Origin of the sequence: Paenibacillus tritici, from assembly GCF_013204885.1 — a bacterium.
Classification (GTDB): domain Bacteria; phylum Bacillota; class Bacilli; order Paenibacillales; family Paenibacillaceae; genus Paenibacillus_AQ; species Paenibacillus_AQ tritici.
This window is the reverse complement of the sequence record NZ_JABMKX010000010.1, coordinates 51,509-74,332: the sequence shown is the minus strand read 5'-3', so window position 1 is coordinate 74,332 and position 22,824 is coordinate 51,509. Positions and strand designations below refer to the sequence as shown.

Genomic DNA, 22,824 nt, shown 5'->3' with positions numbered 1-22,824 from the left:
GAGAAGGAGTGTTTGGTTTGACGGCAGCGGTATTTGAGGCTGAGGGCTTATCCAAGAAGTACCCTTCGGGTTATGCGCTGGATCAGCTCAACATGAGGATTGAGGCAGGGGATGTGTATGGATTCGTAGGAGAGAACGGGGCGGGAAAAACTACGCTGATGAGAATGATCGGCGGTGTCGTGCAGCCGACAGCCGGGACAATAGCCTTGTTCGGAGAGCAGGCCAAAGAGAGGCTGATTGCGGCCAGACGCCGGATCGGATTCCTGATCGAACGGCCTTCACTCTACCCGCATATGAATGCGCTGGAGAATCTGGGCTTTTATTGCCGGATATTTGGAGTCAGGGATAAGGGCAGGAGCGCTGAAGTGCTGCGGATGGTAGGTCTTAGTGAATCTGGACCGAAGAAAGCCGGAGAGTATTCGCTAGGGATGCGCCAGCGGCTAGGGATTGCCGTTGCTCTGCTGAATCGGCCGGATTTCCTGGTGCTGGACGAGCCGGTGAACGGATTAGATCCTGCCGGGATCGTGGAAATCAGGCATATCCTGGAGCAGTTGGCCCATGAACGAGGGGTGACTATTCTAATCTCCAGTCATATTCTGAGTGAGCTGCAGTTACTGGCCGGCAAATATGGCTTCATTCATCAGGGCAGGCTGATTAAAGAGATTTCCGCTACGGAATTGCAGCAGTCTGCGCAGGTCATGATCTGTATTACGACATCAGCTCCTGCAGCAGCAGCAAATATGCTGAAGCAGGAGCTGCAGCGTGAGGATATTCGGATCAACAAGGCCGGAGAAATTGAACTTCCACGGGACGGGGTAGATCTGGAGCACCTGATGTCTCTTCTTGTACAGCGGGGAGTTCCGATTGACGGTTTTAACCTGACAGCGCCCAACCTGGAACAGTATTATATGGATTTGATCGGGGGCGGCGGAAGATGAGAAACTTGTGGCAGGCAGAAATCTACTATTTGCGTAAAGATCTGGCGTTCAAAAGCGTCACTGCCGTCTTCGCGCTCGCCAGCTTCGTGCTTGTTCTTATCCTGGGCAGCAATGGAGGTTATGCCTTAAGGAGTTATGCGGAGCCGCTAAAGTCCGCTGCTTCGTTCTCCATCCTGTTCTATCTGGTTATTCCGCTACATGCCTGCTTCTTCGCAACGGAAGGCTTTGAGCATGGCTCGGTGCAAAATATTATTGGTGCCGGGCACAGCCGGATGAAATACTTCACCAGTAAATATGTGCTGGAGTTGCTTGCAGCTCTGGGTTGGCTGCTGGAGTTCTACGGATTATTCTATCTCTTCTATCTCGCGGCAGCGCTGATCACGGGAGCGCCAATGGGTCATGCCGGATTTACAGCTGATCTGATGGCCGGTATGACGGCATTGGGGCTGAACCTGCTCTATCTGGCTGCCTATTGTGCGGCAGTCATGATGCTGGGGATGCTGTTCCGCAAACCGGCCTCGGCGGTGGTAGCTGCTTTTTTCTTTATTTTCGGGAACCTTCTGCTCAGCGGATATCTCAAGGATTCATCCTCTGCGGTTCTGCGTGTGATCTCAGAGTATTCCCTGATGACGCAGATTCTCAAATTCTCAGGGATCTACGTGGCGCAAGCCCGGCTTGTACTCCTGTCGGACGCGGGAGATTATATACGTGCGGTGCTTATTCCTGTAATTTGGATCGCTGTTTGCCTGAGAGCTGCCCTGCTTGCTTTGGAGAACAAAGATATTCATATATAATAGGAGAAAAGCGTGCAGGGAGGCGGTCTGTTTGACTGAAGAGACTACGCTGCAGCTGGCTACCTTTGCCGGGGGCTGCTTCTGGTGTATGGTTAAGCCGTTCGACGAGCTGCCGGGAATCGTCTCGGTGGTGTCAGGGTATACGGGCGGGCATACGGAGAGTCCAACCTATGAGGAGGTGGGGTCAGAAACCACCGGCCACCGGGAGGCGGTGCAGATCGTCTTCGACCCGGAGCTGTTCCCCTATGAACGGCTGCTGGACATCTACTGGCAGCTGATTGATCCGACGGATGACGGCGGGCAATTCATGGACCGGGGGCATTCGTATGCGGCGGCCATCTTCGTTCACAATGAGGAGCAGCGGAAGACAGCGGAGCTGTCGAAGGAGCGGCTTAAGGCCAGCAAGCGCTTCAAGGCGCCGATTGTGACGCCGATATTGCCTGCTGCGCCCTTCTATCCGGCTGAAGCGGAGCATCAGCAGTATTACCGGACCCATCCGCTGGATTATAAGTTATATCAGAAAGGCTCGGGCCGCGATGACTTCACCGCGCTGCACTGGAATGGTCGTGAGGACAAGCAGCGGCTGCGCAAGCGGCTGACGGAGCTGCAATATGAGGTCACCCAGCATAAAGGCACGGAGCCTGCCTACCAGAATGCGTATTGGAATCACTTCGAGGAAGGTATCTACACGGATATCATCAGCGGTGATCCGCTGTTCAGCTCGGCGGACAAATTCGATTCCGGTACGGGCTGGCCCAGCTTCACGGGGCCGGTGGAAGACGGACTGATCCGGCGGGAGGCCGATTATAGCGGCGGGCAGGTACGGACCGTGCTGCGCAGCAGGCTGAGCGGAGCTTATCTGGGATATTTAACCTTTGATGGCCCGGAGCCGGCGAAGCAGCATTACCATGTCAATTCCGCCGCGCTGGAGTTTGTCCCTAAGGCGGAGCTTAAGGACAGAGGGCTGGGGCGGTATTTGGGACTATTTTCCACGAAGTGAAAGCTTGGTCATATTTATAGCTGCCGGGAGCATATGCTTGATCTATAGTCCTGTCCACAAAAGGGGTTGAAGATTTGGCGGGTGCACTTTTAGGCAGCTTTTGTTCTGCAATGGCAACGGTGCTGGGCGTTATTCCAATTCTGTTCGTAAGGCGGCTGTCCGAGCTGTGGAAGGATGTGCTGGTTGCCTTTACTGCCGGGATTATGGTCTCTGCAAGCACCTTCGGGCTGATGCCGCAAGCGATTAAGGAGTCAGGCATTATTGCGCTGACCCTCGGGCTGATTACCGGTGTGCTGCTGCTTGATCTGATTGAGAGCCATATTCCGCATATTGATGTAGAGAACAAGCCGGGCCTCAGCAATCTGGATTCCAAAGCGCTGCTCGTAATGATTGCGCTGTTCATCCATAACATTCCTGAAGGGCTCAGCACAGGCTTCAGTTATGCCAGCGAGCAGACAAGCCTTGGCCCGATGGTGGCGATTGCCATCGGAGCACAGAATATGCCGGAAGGGCTGATTCTGGCGATCTTCCTGATGAATGCCCGCGCCACCCGGCGCAAAGCCCTGACTATAGCCGCCCTGACCGGTCTCATGGAGATGGTATCGGCCGTGATCGGATATTTCACAGCCAGCTATGTACAGAATGTGGTTGGATACGGATTGGCATTCGCTGCCGGAGCGATGCTCTTCATCGTGTATAAGGAGCTGATCCCGGAGAGTCACGGCCACGGCTTTGAGCGGCCCTCGACGTATTCGTTTATATTTGGGCTGCTGGCGATGGTCTATATTACACAGTTCTTTGGCTAAGCTGCTTCTGTAGCACTGTCATTTGCATCTGCCGGCGGTAGCCGCTATACTATTACGCAATCCCCGGTTCCTATGGATGAGGAGTGATGACAGGATGATTAGTCTGGAATGGGAAGCTGTATTATCCTTCGTATTATTGATTGCTTCGTACCTGTGCTTGTATGCTGCCATTCACAAACGGACGAATTTCGCCCGCTACAGTATGATAGTTCTCCTCGTAGCCAGTGGAGCACCGCTGGCGGTCATGCTGATCCTGGAGAGCAGGAGGGAAGCGCTGGATGCCAATATCGGGTTAGGCATGGCGTTCCTGCTTACATGGCTCATTAGCGCAATAGTATTGGTGGCTGCACTGATCACCTGGATCGTTAAGGCAAGAAAGCGTACATCCTAAGAATTAAGAAACAAGAAAATGAAGCTGTCCAGAGACTGTATTGTCTACAGTATCCAGGCAGCTTCTTCTGTGTGTTCCTCTTTATCGATCGGCCGCTCTACACATGCAGTGTATACCGGCCCGCCTTGCTGGCCTCCTGTACCGCCTCAAGCTCCAGCGCAGAGAGGGGCTGTGAACGGGCTGCGGCCATATTCTGCCGCAACTGCTCCAGGCTGCTGGCCCCCGGAATAATGGCGGCCACCGCCGGATCGGCCAGCGGATATTGCAGCGCGGTCTGCGTCAGTGTCCGGGTGAGGGTGGTCTGGCTCATTAGCTGTCCGTGAAGCTCTGTAAGCTCAGCCTCGGTATAATCCAGATATGCCCGCTTAGCCTTGCTGCTGCCATGCTCTGTCAGGATGCCGCTCGCCAGCGGCCCCCGTGCAATCAGGCTGATGCCTGCGCGGGCCAGCAGCGGAAGGATGCTCTCCTCCGGGCGTCTGTCGAGGATGCTGTACTGGCTCATCACGCTGACTATGCCGGAACGCTGTACATATTCACGGATTACATTCGGCCGGATGGAGGAGATGCCGTAATGCCGGATAACCCCTTCGCGCTTCAGCTCTTCGAAGGCTTCAATCGTCTCGTCAATATTATCCTCCAGCGTTCCCCCGTGAAGCTGATACAGGTCAATATAATCGGTCTGCAGCCTGCGCAGACTCTCCTTCACCGCGGAGCGGATATAGGCCTTGGAAGCATCCCAGCTCCAGCCCTCTTTACCGGGAATTCTGCGGTTGCCCACCTTGGTCGCCAAGATAACATCTGCGCGGCGGTGCCGGATGGCCCGGCCGATGATCTCTTCATTGCGGCCCTCATCGTAGAGGTCGGCGGTATCCAGGAAGTTGATCCCGCGGTCCAGCGCTTCGTGGATAATGGCCGTTGCCTGCGCTTCATCGGTGCCCAGTGACATGCAGCCGAGGCCCATGGCACTTACGTCTAAATCGGATGATCCCAATCGGTTAGTCTTCATCGGATGTCCTTTCGTTAGTGCAGTTATAGTTGAATCCATTATAGCATTCAGCGCGTTCTGTAATCCCATTACACCAAAACGGCAATCCTGCACCACCGCGCGGATAAGCGGATGGGGAGGATTGCCGTCATGATCTATAGGTGGAGTGCCTGCTTAACTTATCCGCGCAGAATCTGCTCGATCTGCTCCAGTTCTTCCGCACTTAGCTCAGGCGCATTCAGTGAGGCTACAGCATCTTCGATCTGGCTTACCTTGCTCGCACCGATCAGTGCAGAGGTCACTTTGCCGCCGCGCAGGACCCAGGACAAGGCAAGCTGGGACATCTTCTGTCCGCGGGCTGCGGCAATTTCGTTCAGCTTGCTTACCTTGGCGATCACCTCGGCAGTGATCTCCTTCTCGGAGAGGAACACACTCGGTCCGGCGGCACGGGAATCGGCGGTGATGCCGTTCAGGTAACGGTCGGTCAGGATGCCCTTCTGTAGCGGAGAGAAGGCAATGGTGCCGATGCCTTCTTCTTCGAGCACATCCTGCAGGCCGTCTTCGATCCAGCGCGACATCATCGAGTAGTTCGGCTGATGAATCAGGCAAGGCGTGCCCAGGCGGCGGAGAATCTGCGCCGCTTCGCGCGCCTCTTCAGGTCTGTAGTTCGAGATGCCGACATACAGCGCCTTGCCCTGCCGCACCAGCAGATCAAGGGCGGACATCGTTTCTTCCAGCGGCGTATTCGGGTCCGGGCGGTGGTGGTAGTAGATATCGACATAATCCAGTCCCAGCCGCTTCAGGCTCTGATCCAGACTGGATACCAGATTCTTTTTGGAGCCCCATTCCCCGTAAGGGCCAGGCCACATATAATACCCGGCTTTGCTGGAGATGATCAGCTCATCGCGGTAAGGGGCGAGGTCCTTCTTCAGCATCTGTCCGAAGCTCTCTTCAGCAGAGCCGGCGGGCGGGCCGTAGTTATTGGCGAGGTCGAAGTGGGTAATCCCCAGATCGAATGCCCGCCGGACCATAGCGCGGCCGTTCTCAAATACATCCTGGCCGCCGAAGTTATGCCACAGCCCGAGCGAAATCGCCGGGAGCAGCAGGCCACTGCGGCCGGTGCGGTTATATTTCATAGTGTCATAGCGTTCAGGACTGGCAATATACATATTGGATTCCTCCTAAGTTTAAGTTGTGCAGACTGGATACCTCCCTAATTGTAGAGGATAAACGCTTTCAATCGTATGTCAGCATGGATGATTTTTATAGCACAATGTCCGTATCTGTATGGCGGAGCCGGTATTCTTTGGGCGAGCAGCCCTTCACCTTCTTGAACATCCGGGAAAAGAGCAGAGCATCCTGATACCCAACCGATTGCGAGATCTCCCCTATGGTGCAACCGGTCTCCGTCAGCAGCTCACAGGCTTTGGACATACGAAATTGGAGCAGATATTGCTGCGGAGGCAAGCCAACCGTCCGCTTGAACAGCGCCGACATATATTTGCGGTCCAGCTTCAGGGAAGCGGACAGGCTCTCCATCGTCACATTCTCGGCGTAGTGGGCTTGAAGGTAATGCAGGCACTGCTCGACATAGACACTTCTGCTGCGCGGAACCGGGCTTTCGGCAGCCGGGACCGTGCGCAGCAGCAGGGAGAAGAACTCATAGAGCATCACCTTCAGCGGCAGATCCAGCAGATCCCTGCTGCTCCCCGTTTCAGATAACCTGGCAGACAGAGAGGGCATCAGCACCTGGTCCATCGGGAACACCGGCTGCTCCGGGGTTAGTGAAGTCCGTGAGAGCAGATACCCGGCTTCCTCCCCGGTAAAAGCAATCCAGGAATACAGCCAAGGGTCATCTTGATCTGCAGCATAATGCGTTACCACATGCGGATAAGTGAGGAAGGCCTGCCCTGCGCCCAGTGTATGTGTGGCTTCACCGACGGTTATCTTGCCGGTTCCGGCGTGTATGAAGTGGATTTTGTACAGGCTTCGCACTCCGGGTCCGAACGAATGACCGGGTGCGCACTGCTCCTGGCCCCAGTAATGCAGATACAGGTCAGGACTGGCCCGGTGGGGGCGATGGGCGTTATATTTGAATACAGTCATGCTTTGCAGCCTCATTTCCGGGTAGTAAGATCGTGCTCCGCATGAAAGCGGTTATCTCCATTATACATCAGCCTGGTGAGAGCCAAACAACCCTAAAAAGTTCCAGCGTGCAGTTTTCTGTTTCATAAATTTTTTTGTGGAACCCGGGCAAAGATTGAAAGTTACCAGTTTCGCGGAGGAGCGTTTGGTTAAGTAAGGGGTGTGAAAGTTAAGCGAGAACTAAATTACAAATCAGCTACCAGGAGGGAATCGTTATGAATAAGAAAATTGTAGGGGTATTCCATACGGAGCATGAAGCTTCGCGGGCTATTGAAGACCTGAAGGCACATGGATTTCTGACAGAGGATATCTCAGTGATAGCGAGAAATAGACGCGATGCAGAAGCAATCAATGAAGAGACAGGAACCAAAGCGCCTGAGGGGCTGGCATCCGGGGCGGCGACAGGAGGTATTCTTGGCGGTGTGACGGGGCTGTTGGCAGGCATCGGCGCCCTGGCAATTCCGGGAATCGGGCCGATTATCGCAGCGGGACCGATCGCAGCGACATTGACCGGAGTGGCCGTTGGAGCAGGAACGGGAGGTCTCGTGGGCGGTCTGATCGGGCTGGGTATTCCTGAGGATGAAGCGGCAAGCTACGATAATGATGTGGATGAAGGCCGCATTCTGGTCATGGTGGATGCAGATAACAAGCGGGAAAGTGAAGTGTATTCTGTATTCCGCAATCATAATTCAGCGAACGCTGACCGTTATATGACTGATACAAGTGCTGCCGGGGATGCCCCGCGGGACTCCGTCACAGATGCTGTGGATGCGGCGTTCAACGGCTCTGGTCTTGAAGGCAGACATGATACAGGGCTGGATACCATGAATTCCGCTACGGAGCATGATCTCCCGGAGAGAAGAGCGGTGGAGGACATGAACCGGCCGGGGATGACAGGAGACCTGTATTCTGGCACGCGTAACGGCATAGACAAGACACCGGATCATACAGCGGACCGCAGACTGGCGGATCTGGAGGAGAAGCAGGCACAGAATGCTGCAAGGAATGAAGGAGCACGAGCCGGCCAGAGCCGTGAGGGCGGACGGTTGTAGTGAACTGCTGCTAGACCAGAGCATGGTCGCAGCTGGCAAGCGATGAATGTAACATGTGAATGACACAAACAAGGGTTTCCCGAAGTCCCGCCGGACTTCAGGGAAACCCTTGTTTGTCGCTGCAACGAATGACGTCTATTAAAAGGATGGCGGAGCCTGTTCCTGCTTGATGGATAAGCTGCCGGGCAGAAACCTACATCCAAGCCGCATCCTGCCTGGCCGCAGCAATCTGCGGGATCTCCTTGCCGGGCAGGAAATGGATGCTGCGGATGTAACGGATCGTGCGGCTCTGCGCCCGCATGATCACGGAATGGGTCTCGGCGCGTTCCTTGCCGATGAAGCGGACGCCGCTGAGGAACTCGCCGGAGGTCACTCCGGTTGCGGCGAAGATCACATCACCGGTGCCGACCATGTCCTCCATGGACAGCACCCGTGCCGGATGGTCCAGGCCCATCTGCTGGCAGCGCTGCATCTCTGCAGGGCCTTCGGGCAGCAGCCTGCCCTGAAGCTCCCCGCCCAGGCAGCGCAGTGCGGCAGCAGCCAGTACGCCCTCCGGTGCACCGCCGGAGCCCATGTACAGATCGACATCGCTGTCCGGCAGCGCGGCGGCAATCGCTCCGGCAACATCGCCATGGCCCAGCAGCTTGATGCGGACGCCCGCTTCGCGCAGAATGGCGATCAGCCGCTCATGCCGCTTGCGGTCCAGCACCATCACCGTCAGCTCGGAGAGCGATTTGCCGGTAATCCGGGCGGCCTTGTGCAGCGTTACTTCCGCCGGGTCCCCGAGGCTGAGCCTGCCGGCCAGCTCGGGGCCGCAGGCCAGCTTCTCCATATAGATGTCAGGCGCATGAAGAAGGCTGCCCTTATCCGCAATTGCAATGACAGACTGGGCATTATGCAGCCCGCAGGCCACCACCTCAGTGCCTTCCAGCGGGTCCACCGCCACATCGACGGAAGGGCCGTTACGGTTGCCGACCCGTTCCCCGATGTAGAGCATCGGGGCTTCGTCCATTTCTCCTTCACCGATCACGACGGTCCCGTCAATGGAGACGGAATCGAACATGGAACGGATTGCAGTTGTGGCAGCTTCATCTGCCGCGTGCTTGTCGCCCCGGCCGATCCAGCGGGCTGAGGATAATGCCCCAAGTTCAGTGACCCGTACAATTTCCAGTGCCAATTCGCGTTCCATAAGATTCCCTCCAGTTCAGTCTGATTAGATATAACCCATAATAATGCCGGCCGTTTCTTCAATGGCCTTATCCGTAATATCAATGACCGGACAACCCAGCTTGGCGAATAGGGCTGCCGCATATTCCATTTCCTCTGTAATACGTTCAAGGCTGGCATACTGTGAGCCTGTGGGCAGACCCAGCATCTTCAGCCGCTCGGAACGGATCTTCAGCATATATTCGGATTTCATGGTTAGTCCGATGATCCGTCCTGCAGGCAGGCTAAGGAGCTGCTGCGGCGGGCCTACCTCCGGCACAACCGGATAATTCACAACCTTTTTGCCCCGGTGGGCCAGAAAGATACTAAGCGGCGTCTTCGAGGTGCGGGACATGCCGAGCAGGACGATATCCGCCTTCAGCATCGCACCGAGGTCGCGCCCGTCATCGCAGGCGACGGTGAATTCAATAGCCTCCATCCGCCGGAAGTAATCCTCGTCCAGCTGGTGCAGCAGTCCCGGACGAGCCTGGGGCGCATCGTCGAAGGTATCAATGAAGGCCTGCATCATCGGCCCCATGATGTCAACCACTCTCAGATCGAGGCGGACGGCCTCTTCACGGATCACCTCCCGCAGTTCAGGCTGAACGAGAGTATAAGCTACGAAGCCCTGGTGTTGAGCGGCCTCTTCCATTAACTTGCGCAGTTCATCTTCATGTCTGACATTACCGTATCTTCTGATGGTGACACGCTGATTCTGAAATTGGTGTATCACGGCCTGCACAACAGCCTCCGCCGTATCTCCAATAGAATCCGAGCATATCGTAATGAAATGGGTGGATGGCTCCATGCTCTATCAATTCCTCCGTTATCCTTTGGCTTCAAGCTCGAGGAGAAGCTTTACGATGGAAGTCTTGGTCAACCGCCCGACTACGTCCAGCCCGGTGGCGGACCCTTCCCCGCTGCCGGGAATAACTACCGGCAGACTGTCTACCTCGTGATATATCATGCGCTGCGCGGCGTCAAGCACCGTGTCATCGGGCGAAACAGTGACTACCTTGGGCTGACGCGTCATGACCATGCTCACAGGCATGGTTACCGCTCCGGGATTACCGAGCGTGACCTTCAGGAAGTCCTTGCGCGAGGCGACCCCGGTTAGCTTACCGTTGCTATCGCAGATGATCAGCGTACCGACATCCTGCAGGAACAGTGTAACTACAGCATCCTGAATCGTCGTATTCTCGCGGATAATGACCGGGATGCTCTGGATATCGCTAACCTTGGTATCCTGAAGCAGGCCCCGGCTGTTATGGCGCGCTGCCGCCTTGGTGCCGGGGAAGTAGCCGACCTTGGGCTTCGCGTCCACATATTCAAGCATGACCAGGATGGACAAGTCTCCCCGGATGGTCGGCCGGCTGAGGCCCAGGCTTTCGGCGATTTGGTCACCGGTAATCGGCGCTCTTTTTTTCACAATCTCAATAATTTGCAATTGTCGGGTTGTCAGTTCGATCACAATGTTCCTCCGCTTTCCGGTATACGAATAGATGCAGGTACTTCTCTATAGAAAAGGAGTACCGTTCTGCCGATTCCCCCTTTCAATCAGACGTCCTAATGGAAGCTTATTCCCTAACTTGGTTATATAATACGCAATAATGATCATAAATGCAACATATAGTACGTCATATATAAAATTATTGAGCCTTGGGCAAACAAAAGATAGGCGAGTTGTGTCCGACGTTGGGAAATATGGTAAGGTTTGGAGAGATGTTCAGGCAAGGAGGTGTATTCATTTGAGGAAATCATGCTTCATTCTATTGTATAGCGTGGTCCTACTATCATTGTTAGTTGCCGGATGCAGCAAGGACACCCCAAAGTATGCAGAACTGTTCACACAGGTGGACAAGCACCAGGCTGTGTTCAAGCAGCCACTCGAAGAAGGGCTTGCTGCTCTGGAAATTACGGATGCCGTAGGGGAATACGATACAACTCTGGGGACAGTGATGCAGGATGAAATCCTGACCGTGAATGATATGGAATTCATCCAGCAGATTACGGCAGATGTACCAACGGATAAGATCATTGGCTACCGGATCGGGACAGTATTTCCCAGATCAGAGTCCGGATATGAGAATGCGAGAGAGCTTGTGCGCGTATTCTTGGAACATTACAGGCCTGCGGATAAGGAAGAGGCGGCCAAAGCTCAGCAATCCATCCAGAAGATTGACCGGATGACGCTTCCGCTTAAGCCGCTGACTGGATCCATCGAAGAATCATGGACTTATGGCGAGGGTGAGAAGAAGCTGTATATCACCTACAAGATATCGAACAGCAACCAGAGTGATGAGGAATTGCCGCTGAATTTGTATTTCAGTTCGGAAGAGAAGCATTAAACTCCAGGGCACCCCAAGCCCTATGAAAAGACAACAGAACAGCCTGTAACCCTTAAAGTCAGGGTACAGGCTGTTTGTGTTTCTGCAGGACACCTATAAGGAGTACTGTCTATAAGAAGCACTAAAGAAATAAACAAAAAGTAAAAGAAGCGGAGGGGAAATTTGGAACTGTAGGAGCGACAGCGACCGCCTGAAAGCTTTCCGCAGGAAAGCTCGCTTCGGAAGCATCAGCAGTCACCGGATTTCCACCGCGAAGAGCGGTATGAATCAAGAAATCTGGGGACAACAGCGGCCGAAAGTCCAAATGTTCACCGCAGTGACGATGAAGCTTCAAGTTAAAAACTTAAGTGCTACCCTTACTCCTGCGGAAGTGCTTCAATGCCCGCTTTTGGCAGCACGGGGATTACCGGTTTCGGCTTGAATATTAATTGCCTCAGGGCGCCCGCATTCACCAGGATGGTTCCGGCGATAATGGTAATTACACCAAGCAACGTTACCCAGGTGACCGCCTCGTTATAGAACAGGAAGCCTACACCGACGGCAATCGGCGGAGAGATGTACAGCCAGGTGGACGGAAAGACGGGATTCGTCTTCGAGACGAGCCAGTAGAACAGGGTATGTCCAACCATGGAGCCGATAATGGTCAGGTAGAGCAGAGAGCCGGCGGTTTGGAACGACAACAGGTAGGAAGGGTGCAGCGGCTCGGTGAACAGGGACAGGATAAACAGCAGCACCCCGCCGTACATCATCTGGGCTGCGTTTAGGGCCACAGGGGATACTCCAGAGAAGGTGGTGATTACTTTTTTGGAGTAAATGGCCCCTGCCGCATAGCAGAGTTCTCCGATCAGCACAACCACACAGCCGATCAGCCAGAGCGGAGTGACATCAGCCGCAAGGCTGGGCAGCACCAGCAGCAGGACGCCGGTGAAGCCGATGATACAGCCGAATAGAGAATAGGCGGGCGCTTTTTGCCGCATAAAGGCCATCTGCATGAGCAGAATCATCATCGGCCCGGTGGCAGACAATACGGCGGCAAGCCCGGAGGATACATATTGTTCCGCCCAGTAGAGAGCGGCGAAGGTGCCGAAGGTCAGCGCAGCTCCTGTGAGCAGCATTTCCTTGCGCAGCAGCAGGGAGAAGCGGGCTTTGCCCCGCAGGACCATGAACAGGAACAGCACCGCACCCGCCGTGAAAAAACGCAGTCCGGCAGAGAAGAAGGGCGGCGCTCCGGCGTCTACGCCGATTTTGATGGCCAGGAAGGTAGTGCCGAAGATCAGACAGACCAGTGAATAAGCTAACATAATCATGATTCAGTTCCCCTTTGCGGTGGTAATGAGGCAGCCTCTTAAAGTATTCTGTTCATCATATCCTCATAGGCACAGAACAGATTGCAGAACACAGAACAGTTACCGGGCGGAATGCTGTACAATAAGGCGGAGAGAAGTTAGCGGTAGAGTGTGCAGGAGCTAGCAGGAGTAACCAGTGAGCTGTGAAGCGATTGCGGTTAAATGAAGGAGAGGCGGTGTAATTATGAGAAAAACGGCGGGAGCCGAGCCAAGTCATCCCTTATTTCGCCAAGTCTATGAATTCATGCTGAAGCGGATTGAGCGCGGGGAATGGAAGGCCGATGACAAGCTGCCGTCGATCCGGCAACTGGCGGATGAACTGGGTGTCCACCGGCTGACAGTCTTCAAGGCTTACCGGGCGCTGAGCGAGAATGGCAAGCTGTATGTCAAGGATAAATCCGGTTATTATGTTACCCCCGGCAGCAAGCTGGACAGGAATATCGAGGAGGGAGCAGGCGTGGCAGGGTATAGGGTCCGCAGTCCGATGTCCGACATCCAGCGGCTGCCGGTCACTTACCAGTTCTCACAGGCATTGATTGATCCGGGCCTGCTGCCGAACCTTTTTCTGTCCGACTATGTCAAAAAAGTATTCGACCTCTACCCGAAGGTGATGGGCACCTATTCCTCCGTGCAGGGGGATGAGGAGCTGCGCACTACACTGAGCAGCCATTTCCACGAACGGTACAGGCTGCAGCTGTCGGCCCGTGAGCTGCTGATTACTTCCGGCGCACAGCAGGCCATTAATCTGATTGCCGGGATCATGCTCGGCCCGATGGATGCCGTATTGGTGGAGCGGCCTACGTATAGTGTGGCGCTGGATATTTTTCGGCGGGCAGGGGCGCGGCTCGTAGCGGTAGAGATCTCGCCCCAGGGGTACGATCTGGCGGCGGTGGAAGAGCTGATGCGTAGGCACAAGCCCCGGATGTTCTATATCAACCCGACCCATCATAATCCGACGGGGTATACGGTTCCTGCGAAGCAGCGCAAGCTGCTGGTGGAGCTGGCGGAGCGTTACCGCTGCCTGATCGTAGAGGATGATCCGTTCCGCGACATGTACTTCTTAGAGGAGCCGCCCCCGCCGTTCTTCGCTTATGATACGGAGGGATGGGTTATGTATATCAGCAGCTTCAGCAAATATGTGGCCCCCGGCCTGCGGATCTGTGCGGTGGCCTGCCGTTATCCGTTCATGGAGCGGCTAATCGCCGCCAAGTCCTTGGCGGATAACGGGACGCCGCTGCTGAACCAGAAGATATTCCTGCATTACTACACCTCGCCGCGCTTACAGCAGCATCTCGGGAAGCTGCGGATTGCGCTCCAGGTGCACAAGGAGATTATGGAGGAGGAGCTTGCAGCCACCGGCTGGGAATGGCTCACCCCGCAGGGCGGCCTGAGCCTATGGGTGAAGCTGCCGGAGGCGGTCCCGGTAGATAAGCTGTTAGCCCGCTGCCTGGAACATTCGATCTCCTTCGTTCCGGGTGAAATCTGTGATCCGCTGGGGGAGATGAAGTCCTGGCTGCGCCTTAGCTACTCCTTCGCCAGCGAAGCGCTGCTCCGCGAGGGGGTGCGGCGGCTCACCGCGATTGCGCGGGAGATTGAGGCTGAAGAGGGAAGCTGAGAGCAGAAGATAGATGCAGGGAGGAAATGCAGAAGGGCCTGCGTTTAATCCCCCGGACAACAGCAACCGGGAGTCTAGGCAGGTAATAGCTGTTCCGATTGTTCTCTCTGCTGCTGTTTGCCAATTTTGTTTTATTTTGGCTGGAGCGGTAACCTTTCTCCTGTTTTTCCGTCTTGTTAATAAGGAGAGTGATTGCGATGTTTGCGATAAGGAAAATCCGGGGCGTTATGCTCATGCTTCTCTGTGCCTTGATGGTCTTCATAACTCTGTTGACTGTACGCCCGCAGGTAACTTATGCCTGTTCCTGTGTCATGCCAGCTCCGCCGCTGGAGGCGATGGAGAAGAGTGCGGCTATTTTTGAAGGAACGGTGGTCAGGATTGAAGAGGAAGTTAAGCCTATGCAGTCCAGCATGGACCCGGTGTCCGTAACCTTTCAAGTGGGCTCCCGCTGGAAGGGAGAAGTGGGGGAGCAGGTGACTGTAACGACGGCATTGTCGGATGCTAGCTGCGGATTCGAGTTCACCGAGGGTGAACGCTACATGGTATATGCAAGTGGAGAGGAAGCAGAGGGCAATGGGGGAACCACTAAGCTTACAGTCAGCCTTTGCAGCCGGACGGCGCTGTTCTCTGGAGCGCAGGAGGATCTGAACGCGCTTGGTGCAGGGATGTCGGGGGGCTCGCCCACGGAGCCGCCTGGGATCCCTGACGATCAAGGGGCGGTCTCTGGTAACCATCCAACCTCAACTAACCATCCAGCTTCTGAAAATAACCCAACAACTGAGCCTGAAACCACATCTGCATCTTGGCTGCCATACGCCGGAGCGGGTGCCGGAATCATAGTCCTTGGAACCGCCGCACTGATTCTCCTGCGCCGCCAATCTAACTCGCGCAAGTAATCTAGAGCATCTGGAGTATCCTTAACTCCAGAATGCAGCGGACGGGGAGCGATGGGCATAGGAAGAACTGAAGTGCACCTGAATTTGCCGGATGCGCGCTAAATGAGCGAATGAGGAGCACTAGTGCCCCTGAATGCAGCGGATGCGGGCTAAATGAACGAATGAGGAGCACTAGTGCCCCTGAATGCAGCAGATACGCGCCAAATAAACAAAGGAGGGGCATTATCGCCCCTCCTTATTCCGTTGCTCCTTTTCCATCAGAGCTGGTAAAGCCTATGCTCTGTCAGCCAGCTTATCAGCTTTTCCATACATTGTTCCGGCGTACGCTCCGCCGTGTGCAGTTTCAGCTCCGGGTCAGCCGGAGCCTCGTAAGGATCGGAGATTCCGGTGAAGCACGGAATCTCACCGGTGCGGGCCTTGGCGTACAGCCCTTTGACATCCCGTACTTCACAGACGGGGAGCGGGCAGTCGACATAGACCTCCACGAAGCCCGGCAGCTCCTGCCGGGCATAGCTGCGCATGTCGGCATAAGGGCTGATCACCGAGACCACAGTGATCACGCCATGCCGGTTCAGCAGCCCGGCGATGTAGACGGCCCGGCGGATATTCTCGAACCGGTCCTCACGGCTGAAGCCAAGCCCCCGGCCCAGGCTGCGCCGCAGCTCATCGCCGTCCAGCCATTCCACCGCCTGCCCCTGTTCCCGCAGCCGGTCTGTGAGCAGTGCGGCAAGCGTGGACTTGCCTGCCCCCGACAGACCGGTAAGCCAGATCGTTAATCCATTAGGTGTGTGTGCATGTACCTGAGCCGTCATTGCTCTGTCCTCCGTCTCATGTCGTTATAGATAGTCACAATTGCTATAATAATGGAGCCAGTTGAGCGGTAACGTTTCGGGAGCGGGCTATACTTAGGCATGAAGCCAAGCTAAGGAACCTTAGCTATAGACCTCGCTTATGGACCTTGCTGATGGACTTTGCTTATAGACCTCGCTTATGAACCTTGCTGATGGACCTTGCTTATAGACCTCGCTTATGAACCCCGCTTATGGCCCCCACCGGAATATAACTGTATTTGCTGCAACTAAAATCACCAGATAACGGAAGGCAAGCACTTTAGTTGCACTTTCTACACTTAAAAAGTCCGTATTACCTCGAAAGACCACTTAACACCAATTTTAGCTGTACGAAATACACTTATCAGAACAAATTGATGTTTAAACCTGATTTTAGATGTACGAAATACAACTATGCGCGATCCGCCGCCCTGCCGCCATGTTTCAGCTCTTGTAGCTAAGGCGATAGCCACTCCTCGCACCCGGTTCCTGCGGAACCTTCATTTCCTCAGTTCATGGGGAATGATCTCTTCAGGGCGGGAAGAAGCCCCGCGCCGTAAGGAATCCGCTCCAGCAGGCCGGAGCCGTAGACCTGCTCCAAACCAAGCTCCGGCATATGAATATAGCCGATGTAGCAGTCGCATACCTTCATGCGGCAGCTCCGCTGGGCAGCCAGTCCTTCCAGTCCGTCGCGGTAGAGGTTGCCGATGACTGCACGGTCCTTGTAGCACCGTTTGACCAGGCCGGGCCCCTGCACATAGAACACGTTGCGGCCGGCGTTGCAGCTTGCGCCGAGGCTGTCGTAGTCCATCGCATTAATCTGAAAATGCGGGTCGATGCCGCTAAGGAAGCTTATGTCCTCAGCGGTATAATAATCCGGCTTGTCCTTGTAGGCGTTCACCCACAGATAGACATCCTCCGGCAAGGCGGCCCGCAGCGAGGCAATGGCCGGAAAAGCGCCGCGCACCCCCACACTGCCCACACTGAAAGGAATGCCCTGCCGGTATACCGTCATGCACTGCGCCAGGAACTTTTCCTCACTCACCTGACCGGGATGATAAGTCGCCCAGAAGGCAGCTTTGGCCGGGTTCAGCTCAGCGGTGAAGTCAAGCCGGGCTGACAGATTGGTCTGGATGGCGACTTTGTCCACATGCTCCATATGGGACAGCGTAATCAGCGCGTCACGGTACCAGCGGTGAGTCAATCCCTCACCGTAAGGATTGAAGAATATAGACAGACGGTGGCCTGCCGCCTCCTGCTCCGATACCCAGCGAACGAAGGTGTCCAGGCCCGCACGGTCTTTGGCGAGGGTGGCGGCGCTGTCTTTGGTTTTGCCGAAGGGGCAGTAAGGGCAGTCGTAGTTACAGGAAGAGAGGGAGCCGCGATAGTAGAGGACCGCCTTCATGGCACGATGAACTCCTGCATCTGCTCCCTGATCTCACCGGAGATGAACCAGTCCCCGATCGAATCGGAGTATCCCAGCCCATCCGGTGTCAGCCGCAGAATGCCCTCTTCCTCCGTAGCGAACCCGCTCTGCACCAGCAGGCCCAGCTCGGGATGATCTTCCCACAGCGAAGATCCAAACCGCCGGTTGTAATCTGCCACGGTGAGTCCTTCGCTGTGCAGGATGGCTTTTAGAATGAAGCGCCGTTTCTGCTCCGCAAGGCTCAGCACGATGCCGTAATCGGCCGTATCGTAACGCTCAGCTGCAACATAATCGGCGATGATGCTCTCCGTAGCTTTGCGGCTGACGCCGTAGCGGGAGGCATAATGTACATTCCGGGTATAGGACCGCGCGCCGCAGCCGAGGCCGACCATCCCTTCCTCCTGGCAGCTGTAATCGAGAAGCTCCTTACTGGTTCCTGCATCCTCCTTGGCGAACCGCCGCATCGAATATTGGCGGTAGCCATGCGCTGCCAGCAGCGCACATGCAGCCTGATAACAGTCATGGCGGATATCACTCTGGCTGAGCAGATCGCCCGGCTTCACAATGGTATGCTCACGGGTGTAGAGCGGGTAGATGAAGATTTCCTCCGGTTCCTGCAGCAGCGCCTGATTCAGCGAATAGAGCCAGGAATCCACCGTCTGCCCCGGGAGTCCGTAGATCAGATCCAGATTGAGGACCGGAAAATCATATTGGCCCAGCAGCTCCAGCGCACGGTAGACCACCTCCGGGTCCTGCGGCCGGTAGATGGCAGCCGATTCGGCGGCGACGAAGCTCTGGATGCCCATGCTGACCCGGTCCACCGTATGCTCCTTCAGAATCGACAGCTTCTCCTCGGTCAGAGTCTCGGGCGAGGTCTCCACGGAGATGGAGGTGGTGCTGAGGTCTACTCCCATAATATCTGTGGCGATGCTGAACAGCCGGTTCAACTGCGCAGGGGCCAGCAGGCTTGGTGTGCCGCCGCCGATGGCGAAGCGCGCGTAAGGCTTGTGTCTGGTGAAGGCGGCCCACTGCTTCGCCTGACGTTCCAGCGCATCCACGTATTCGGCGTGGACATTCGCTCTTTTATCGGGCAGCGTGAACAGGTTGCAGAAGCCGCAGCGGGCGCCGCAGAAGGGAATATGCATATATAAGAAGAAACTCTCCGCAGGCTCATCCCGCCACAGCTCCGCTAAAGAGAGGGGGGAGGCGAACTCGCGGTAAGCGGTTTTGTGCGGATAGGAATAGAGATAATTGCGGTAGGGATGGGCCGTAATATGCCCGGTCCACTGCTGAAGCTCCCCTGAAGAGAAGGGAGGTTGTCCGTCTTGGTTCGTGTGGTACAGAGATTGCCGGATGGACGTCATACGTTCTCCTTCCTTGTGCGGGATCAGATTTGGATTAACTTGTTACAGCATGAATTCGCGGTAAGGAACATTCCATACCGTGTCATGCGCCAGCCGGTGGCCCTGATAGCCGTCTTCGCCGTAAGCCGTACCGTGATCGGAAAAAGCCAGACAAAGAACCGGATTCCCGCGCTCACGGAACGCATCGAACAGCCGCCCCAGCTCTCCGTCGGCATAGCGGAGGGCCGCGCGCTGGCTGTCCACAGAATCCCGGCGGGCACCCGGAAGGAACATATGATTCGGGCCGTGGATCGCTGACACATTGAGGAACATGAATAGCCGCTGATCCAGCGGGGTATTGCCCAGCAGCTTGAGCGCGTGGTTGACCTGATGCTCCGTCGAGCGGGGGTTAGTCACCCCGAACGTCATCCGCCAGTAGCTGTGCTGGAAGTAGCCGGGCAGGACACGGGCGAGAGGCACTTTTTTGCTGAAAAAGATGACGCCTCCGATACACACCGTCTGATAACCGGCCGCCGCCAGCCCTGACACCATATCCGGCGTATCGAACAGCCAGGTATGGGGATGGGTCTTCATCCCGGTATTTCTGGAATGGAACAGCCGCACATGCTCCGCCTTATTCGTAGTGGCCGGAGTAGGCAGGAAGCCGCCGAAGAAGGCGTGATGAGCCGCGTAAGTGAAGCTGCCGGGGGTATGCCGCTGCTCCCAGGAGCCGCTGCCGCAGAGGTTAGGGCAATTCGCCTCCTCCAGAACAGCCGCATCATAACGCAGGGTATCGAGTGTAATCATTAAGATATCGTGGGTGCCGACGACGGCATTCATATCTGTCATAGGGACAGGTTCCTCCCGGAGAGCTGCTTCATTTCCCATTCATAGGTGCTGCAGCCCTGGTATTCAACATCGTACAATAAGTCGCCAAAAGGGTTCACATCCGCCGTATATGTCCGCCCGGAGCTTCCCACCAGCACATCAATCCCGGCGATAGAGCAGCGCGGAAAAGCCGCCAGCGACGCCTCCGCGCTGCGGCGTACCTGGGCCTGCATTTCCTCCGGGAGACCCGCTTCCGCCGGAGTCATCCTCTGGCTGCGCAGATGCAGATTCGTAATCGGTGTGGTGCTGACCCTGGCGACGGCATGGCAGGCTTCACCGGCAACCACCAGCTGGCGGATGTCGAAGGAATGCCCGCTTATGCCGGGCTTCGGAATCCACTGCTCGGCATAAGCGCCGTGGCGGTAGAGCCAGTTGATGATTCCGGCAAGGCGGGCCGAATCCGTATAGCGCTGCAGCTTGCCGGAATTATAATATACCGGGGGACGGGTGATATAGTTCTCGACCCCGATGGTGGTAACGGCCACCTCGGCTCCTGTTGCCGGGTTGAGCTGATAAGCAATAACGCCGGAGGCTGCGGAGCCGCTGGCCAGCTTGATGAACACGCGGTGCATCCGCTGCGTAAGCATGAGCTCACGCAGGGAGGCATAATCCACAGGGGCCTGCCCGCCGCTGCCGCAGAGCGGCCGGGGCACAGGAACGCCTGCCTCAGCCAGAATCTGCTGGGTCCGGCGTTTATCTGTCATGGCGGCGATCTCCGCCGGATCATTGGTCCAGCGGGAGGCTGGCAGGAGCTGCCCGGCCTCCCGCCGAATGTGTGCGAGCAGGCGGCAGTAGCCGCGGAACCATTGGGATGGATGATGCAGCACCCCAGGCATGTCCTTAAGGGCTGCGGCCGCCTTGAAGCTCAGCGGCCGGAGGTCCGGCTGCTGCCCGAACGGGTGCAGCGAGTCGTCCGTATCCGGCGCATCCGGCGCGCCCAGCGCGATGAGTGCCCGTTCCAGCCCGAAGCTGCCGCCGGGAGATTCCAGCCGCAGCAGCGGGGGGCGCGCTTGCGCTGAGGAATCCAGCGCGGGGTGCCTGCTGAAGCTGCCGTCGGAAGATTCGAGCCGTAGCAGCGGCGGGCCTGCTTGCGCTGGGGAATCCAGCGCGGGGCGTCCGCCGCTGCCGTCCGGGAAATCCGGCGTAGGACGTCCGTTGCTGCCGTCTAGGGAATCCGGCTGTTCCAGCTGCGCTCGCCCCGGCGCTCCGTTCAGCCCCGGTGTGGGCAGCCCCGCCTGTTCCGGCATTCCGTCCCGGACCTGCTGCTGCACAGCCTGCTCCAGCAGATCGGCCAGCGGCTGGCCCTCCAGCAGCCCGGCGTACGGAATCAGGAGCGCGGGGGGCATCCCGAGGCGCAGCCGCGCCTGCTGAATGCCTGCCGAGCGCCTGTCGCCGGGACTACAGAAGACAATCAACGGCTCTGAAGCCGGCATTATTCAGTGATGGACGGATAACGCCAGTCATCATCGTCATCGGCTTTTTGCTGGTCGCTGATATCGACCGGCAGTCCGCTGTTTTTCAGGCGCAGCATCATCTCATCAGACAGGTAATGATGGCTCAGGTTGAGCAGCTTCAGTCCTTTGATCCGCTCGCTGGCGAGCAGAGCCTCAGCACCGGTGTCACTAAGCGTTCCCAGTGACAGATCAAGGGTGTGGAGCTGATCCAGAATCGGCGCATCCGCCAAGGCTGAGGCAATTTCATCCTGGATTTCACTGTTTTTGAGTCCGAGATAGGTAAGCTTAGGGAACTTTGCAGGCTCAATAAGCGGATAGAGGTCTTCCAGTCCGCCATCGAAACCATAGTTGTCCACCCCGAGATACAGTTCAAGCTTCTGCAGATTAGGCAGAGTTGAGGCGGCAATATCGGCCAGTACAACTTTGCCGAGTCCGCCTGTAATAATAATCAGTTCTTCGAGCTTCTCATGCTGCAATTGGCTTAGCCGCAGACTGGTGCCCCCTTGGATCGTCAATGACTGAAGCTCCGGATAAGCAGGGAGCAGCGGTGAGAGATCGCTCTGGGTAATCCACGAGATCTCACATTCCTCGTAGCCCATTTCACCGATGAACAGCTTACGCAGTGCCGGGAAGCTTGCGCTATGCTTCACAAGCGCCTGAACGGTTTCCTCTGAGCTGTTCTCATAGGCTTGTCCCCAGTCGCCAATCGTAAGACTGGTCAGATCAGCTGCCTCCGGGCTTGCGCTTAAGCGTTCAATCTCCGTCTCCATCCGCTTGCCTTCTTCAAATCCATCGTAATCAATACTGAGCTTCACTGCTGTCATGAACATCCCTCCAAGGTAATATTATGGCTTCCAAATCACCCTATCATTTAGCGGAAAGGGAGTCAAATTACCGCGATGGAAGGTTGTGAGAGAGGAATGGAATACCCCTTATTTGGAATTTGTTGGTTGTAATTGACAGGGTTTGAGCGGGAGGTACAACGGAGGGGAAGAGCGAATGAAGGGGAGCTAAGCAAAGGGGGCGAAAGCTAAGTGGAAGACTTGGGAGGTTAAACAAATATGCTCGTGTACCTAACAGTCCTGTACCTTCAGTTCTTGTACTGTAAAGTTGTTGCATTTTAACGTTCTGTTACTTTACTGGTTCTGGCACTTTAACGTTCTGTTACCTTACTGTTCTTGTGATTTACCCGTTCTGGTACTTTAATGTCCTTGTACTTTACCCGTGTGTTGACCGAAAACAGATGGATTTCCTCCACTTGCTGATGAACGAATCGGGCGCTTCTGGATAGCAGTTGGAGAAACAGCACTTAAATTCTCGCATTTTGCCCAAAGTGCCCGTTACCGCCAATAGTAGATGCC

The 22,824-nt window shown here is 55.9% G+C and carries 20 protein-coding genes and 2 pseudogenes; 9 read left to right on the top strand and 13 right to left on the bottom strand.

Annotation, left to right across the window (positions count from 1 at the left end; all coding sequences use genetic code 11):
* The first annotated feature begins 17 nt into the window (after positions 1–17).
* The 5 genes from HQN87_RS18660 to HQN87_RS18640 all read left to right on the top strand — a co-directional run bounded on the left by HQN87_RS18660 (position 18) and on the right by HQN87_RS18640 (position 3,929).
* On the top strand, positions 18–938 hold the full coding sequence (locus HQN87_RS18660) for an ABC transporter ATP-binding protein (protein WP_173136516.1): 921 nt from the start codon (positions 18–20) through the stop codon (positions 936–938).
* On the top strand, positions 935–1,732 hold the full coding sequence (locus tag HQN87_RS18655) for an ABC transporter permease (RefSeq protein ID WP_173136514.1): 798 nt from the start codon (positions 935–937) through the stop codon (positions 1,730–1,732). The genes HQN87_RS18660 and HQN87_RS18655 overlap by 4 nt, the downstream gene beginning before the upstream one ends.
* A gap of 31 nt (positions 1,733–1,763) precedes the next feature.
* Positions 1,764–2,732 carry a peptide-methionine (S)-S-oxide reductase MsrA gene (msrA, locus tag HQN87_RS18650; protein ID WP_173136512.1) on the top strand — a complete coding sequence of 323 codons (969 nt, stop codon included), beginning with the start codon at positions 1,764–1,766 and terminating at the stop codon, positions 2,730–2,732.
* Between the two features lie 74 nt (positions 2,733–2,806).
* A complete protein-coding gene (locus tag HQN87_RS18645) occupies positions 2,807–3,538 on the top strand; it encodes a ZIP family metal transporter (protein ID WP_173136510.1) in 732 nt (243 codons plus the stop codon).
* Positions 3,539–3,632: 94 nt separating this feature from the next.
* Positions 3,633–3,929: a hypothetical protein gene (locus HQN87_RS18640; RefSeq protein WP_173136508.1), complete on the top strand. Its 297-nt coding sequence runs from the start codon at positions 3,633–3,635 to the stop codon at positions 3,927–3,929.
* A 97-nt stretch (positions 3,930–4,026) separates the two neighbouring features.
* On the opposite strand, the gene HQN87_RS18635 is transcribed toward HQN87_RS18640, so the two are convergent.
* From HQN87_RS18635 to HQN87_RS18625, 3 genes are all read right to left on the bottom strand, one after another.
* Positions 4,027–4,935 (bottom strand): aldo/keto reductase, encoded by a 909-nt coding sequence (locus HQN87_RS18635; protein WP_173136506.1) that lies wholly within the window; start codon positions 4,933–4,935, stop codon positions 4,027–4,029.
* Between the two features lie 158 nt (positions 4,936–5,093).
* Positions 5,094–6,083, bottom strand: coding sequence for an aldo/keto reductase (locus HQN87_RS18630; RefSeq protein WP_173136504.1), 990 nt, complete (start codon positions 6,081–6,083; stop codon positions 5,094–5,096).
* Positions 6,084–6,177: 94 nt separating this feature from the next.
* Positions 6,178–7,020, bottom strand: coding sequence for an AraC family transcriptional regulator (locus HQN87_RS18625; protein WP_173136502.1), 843 nt, complete (start codon positions 7,018–7,020; stop codon positions 6,178–6,180).
* A 254-nt stretch (positions 7,021–7,274) separates the two neighbouring features.
* On the opposite strand from HQN87_RS18625, the pseudogene HQN87_RS32395 reads away from it, so the two are divergent.
* Positions 7,275–7,820 (top strand): annotated as a pseudogene (locus HQN87_RS32395) (general stress protein); the annotation flags it as partial.
* Between the two features lie 484 nt (positions 7,821–8,304).
* On the opposite strand, the gene glpX reads toward HQN87_RS32395, so the two are convergent.
* From glpX to HQN87_RS18605, 3 genes are read right to left on the bottom strand one after another with little or no spacing between them, the layout of a single operon-like run.
* Positions 8,305–9,300 (bottom strand): class II fructose-bisphosphatase, encoded by a 996-nt coding sequence (gene glpX, locus HQN87_RS18615; protein ID WP_173136498.1) that lies wholly within the window; start codon positions 9,298–9,300, stop codon positions 8,305–8,307.
* A 24-nt stretch (positions 9,301–9,324) separates the two neighbouring features.
* Positions 9,325–10,125, bottom strand: a complete 801-nt coding sequence (locus HQN87_RS18610; RefSeq protein ID WP_173136496.1) for a pyruvate, water dikinase regulatory protein — start codon at positions 10,123–10,125, stop codon at positions 9,325–9,327.
* Between the two features lie 18 nt (positions 10,126–10,143).
* Positions 10,144–10,788, bottom strand: a complete 645-nt coding sequence (locus HQN87_RS18605; protein WP_173136494.1) for a helix-turn-helix transcriptional regulator — start codon at positions 10,786–10,788, stop codon at positions 10,144–10,146.
* A gap of 277 nt (positions 10,789–11,065) precedes the next feature.
* On the opposite strand from HQN87_RS18605, the gene HQN87_RS18600 reads away from it, so the two are divergent.
* Positions 11,066–11,665 carry a hypothetical protein gene (locus HQN87_RS18600; RefSeq protein ID WP_173136492.1) on the top strand — a complete coding sequence of 200 codons (600 nt, stop codon included), beginning with the start codon at positions 11,066–11,068 and terminating at the stop codon, positions 11,663–11,665.
* Between the two features lie 356 nt (positions 11,666–12,021).
* On the opposite strand, the gene HQN87_RS18595 is transcribed toward HQN87_RS18600, so the two are convergent.
* Complete coding sequence (locus HQN87_RS18595; RefSeq protein WP_173136490.1) at positions 12,022–12,972, bottom strand: DMT family transporter; 951 nt, start codon at positions 12,970–12,972, stop codon at positions 12,022–12,024.
* A 223-nt stretch (positions 12,973–13,195) separates the two neighbouring features.
* Here HQN87_RS18595 and HQN87_RS18590 point away from each other — a divergent pair, with 223 nt between their 5' ends.
* Positions 13,196–14,626, top strand: coding sequence for an aminotransferase-like domain-containing protein (locus tag HQN87_RS18590; protein ID WP_173136488.1), 1,431 nt, complete (start codon positions 13,196–13,198; stop codon positions 14,624–14,626).
* A 251-nt stretch (positions 14,627–14,877) separates the two neighbouring features.
* A complete protein-coding gene (locus HQN87_RS18585; protein ID WP_216857361.1) occupies positions 14,878–15,522 on the top strand; it encodes a hypothetical protein in 645 nt (214 codons plus the stop codon).
* Between the two features lie 257 nt (positions 15,523–15,779).
* On the opposite strand, the pseudogene cysC reads toward HQN87_RS18585, so the two are convergent.
* The 6 genes and pseudogenes from cysC to HQN87_RS18555 all read right to left on the bottom strand — a co-directional run.
* Positions 15,780–16,343, bottom strand: a pseudogene (gene cysC / locus HQN87_RS18580) (adenylyl-sulfate kinase); the annotation flags it as partial.
* Between the two features lie 517 nt (positions 16,344–16,860).
* On the bottom strand, positions 16,861–17,757 hold the full coding sequence (locus HQN87_RS18575) for an STM4011 family radical SAM protein (RefSeq protein WP_173136482.1): 897 nt from the start codon (positions 17,755–17,757) through the stop codon (positions 16,861–16,863).
* The gene (locus HQN87_RS18570; protein WP_173136480.1) at positions 17,754–19,142 is read right to left on the bottom strand and encodes an STM4012 family radical SAM protein; all 1,389 of its coding nucleotides are present in this window, start codon (positions 19,140–19,142) and stop codon (positions 17,754–17,756) included. Before HQN87_RS18570 ends, HQN87_RS18575 begins: the two co-directional genes overlap by 4 nt.
* Before the next feature lie 42 nt (positions 19,143–19,184).
* On the bottom strand, positions 19,185–19,970 hold the full coding sequence (locus tag HQN87_RS18565; protein WP_173136478.1) for an STM4013/SEN3800 family hydrolase: 786 nt from the start codon (positions 19,968–19,970) through the stop codon (positions 19,185–19,187).
* Positions 19,967–21,442 (bottom strand): STM4014 family protein, encoded by a 1,476-nt coding sequence (locus tag HQN87_RS18560; RefSeq protein WP_173136476.1) that lies wholly within the window; start codon positions 21,440–21,442, stop codon positions 19,967–19,969. Before HQN87_RS18560 ends, HQN87_RS18565 begins: the two co-directional genes overlap by 4 nt.
* A complete protein-coding gene (locus tag HQN87_RS18555; protein ID WP_173136474.1) occupies positions 21,442–22,287 on the bottom strand; it encodes an STM4015 family protein in 846 nt (281 codons plus the stop codon). The genes HQN87_RS18560 and HQN87_RS18555 overlap by 1 nt, the downstream gene beginning before the upstream one ends.
* Positions 22,288–22,824: the final 537 nt, after the last annotated feature.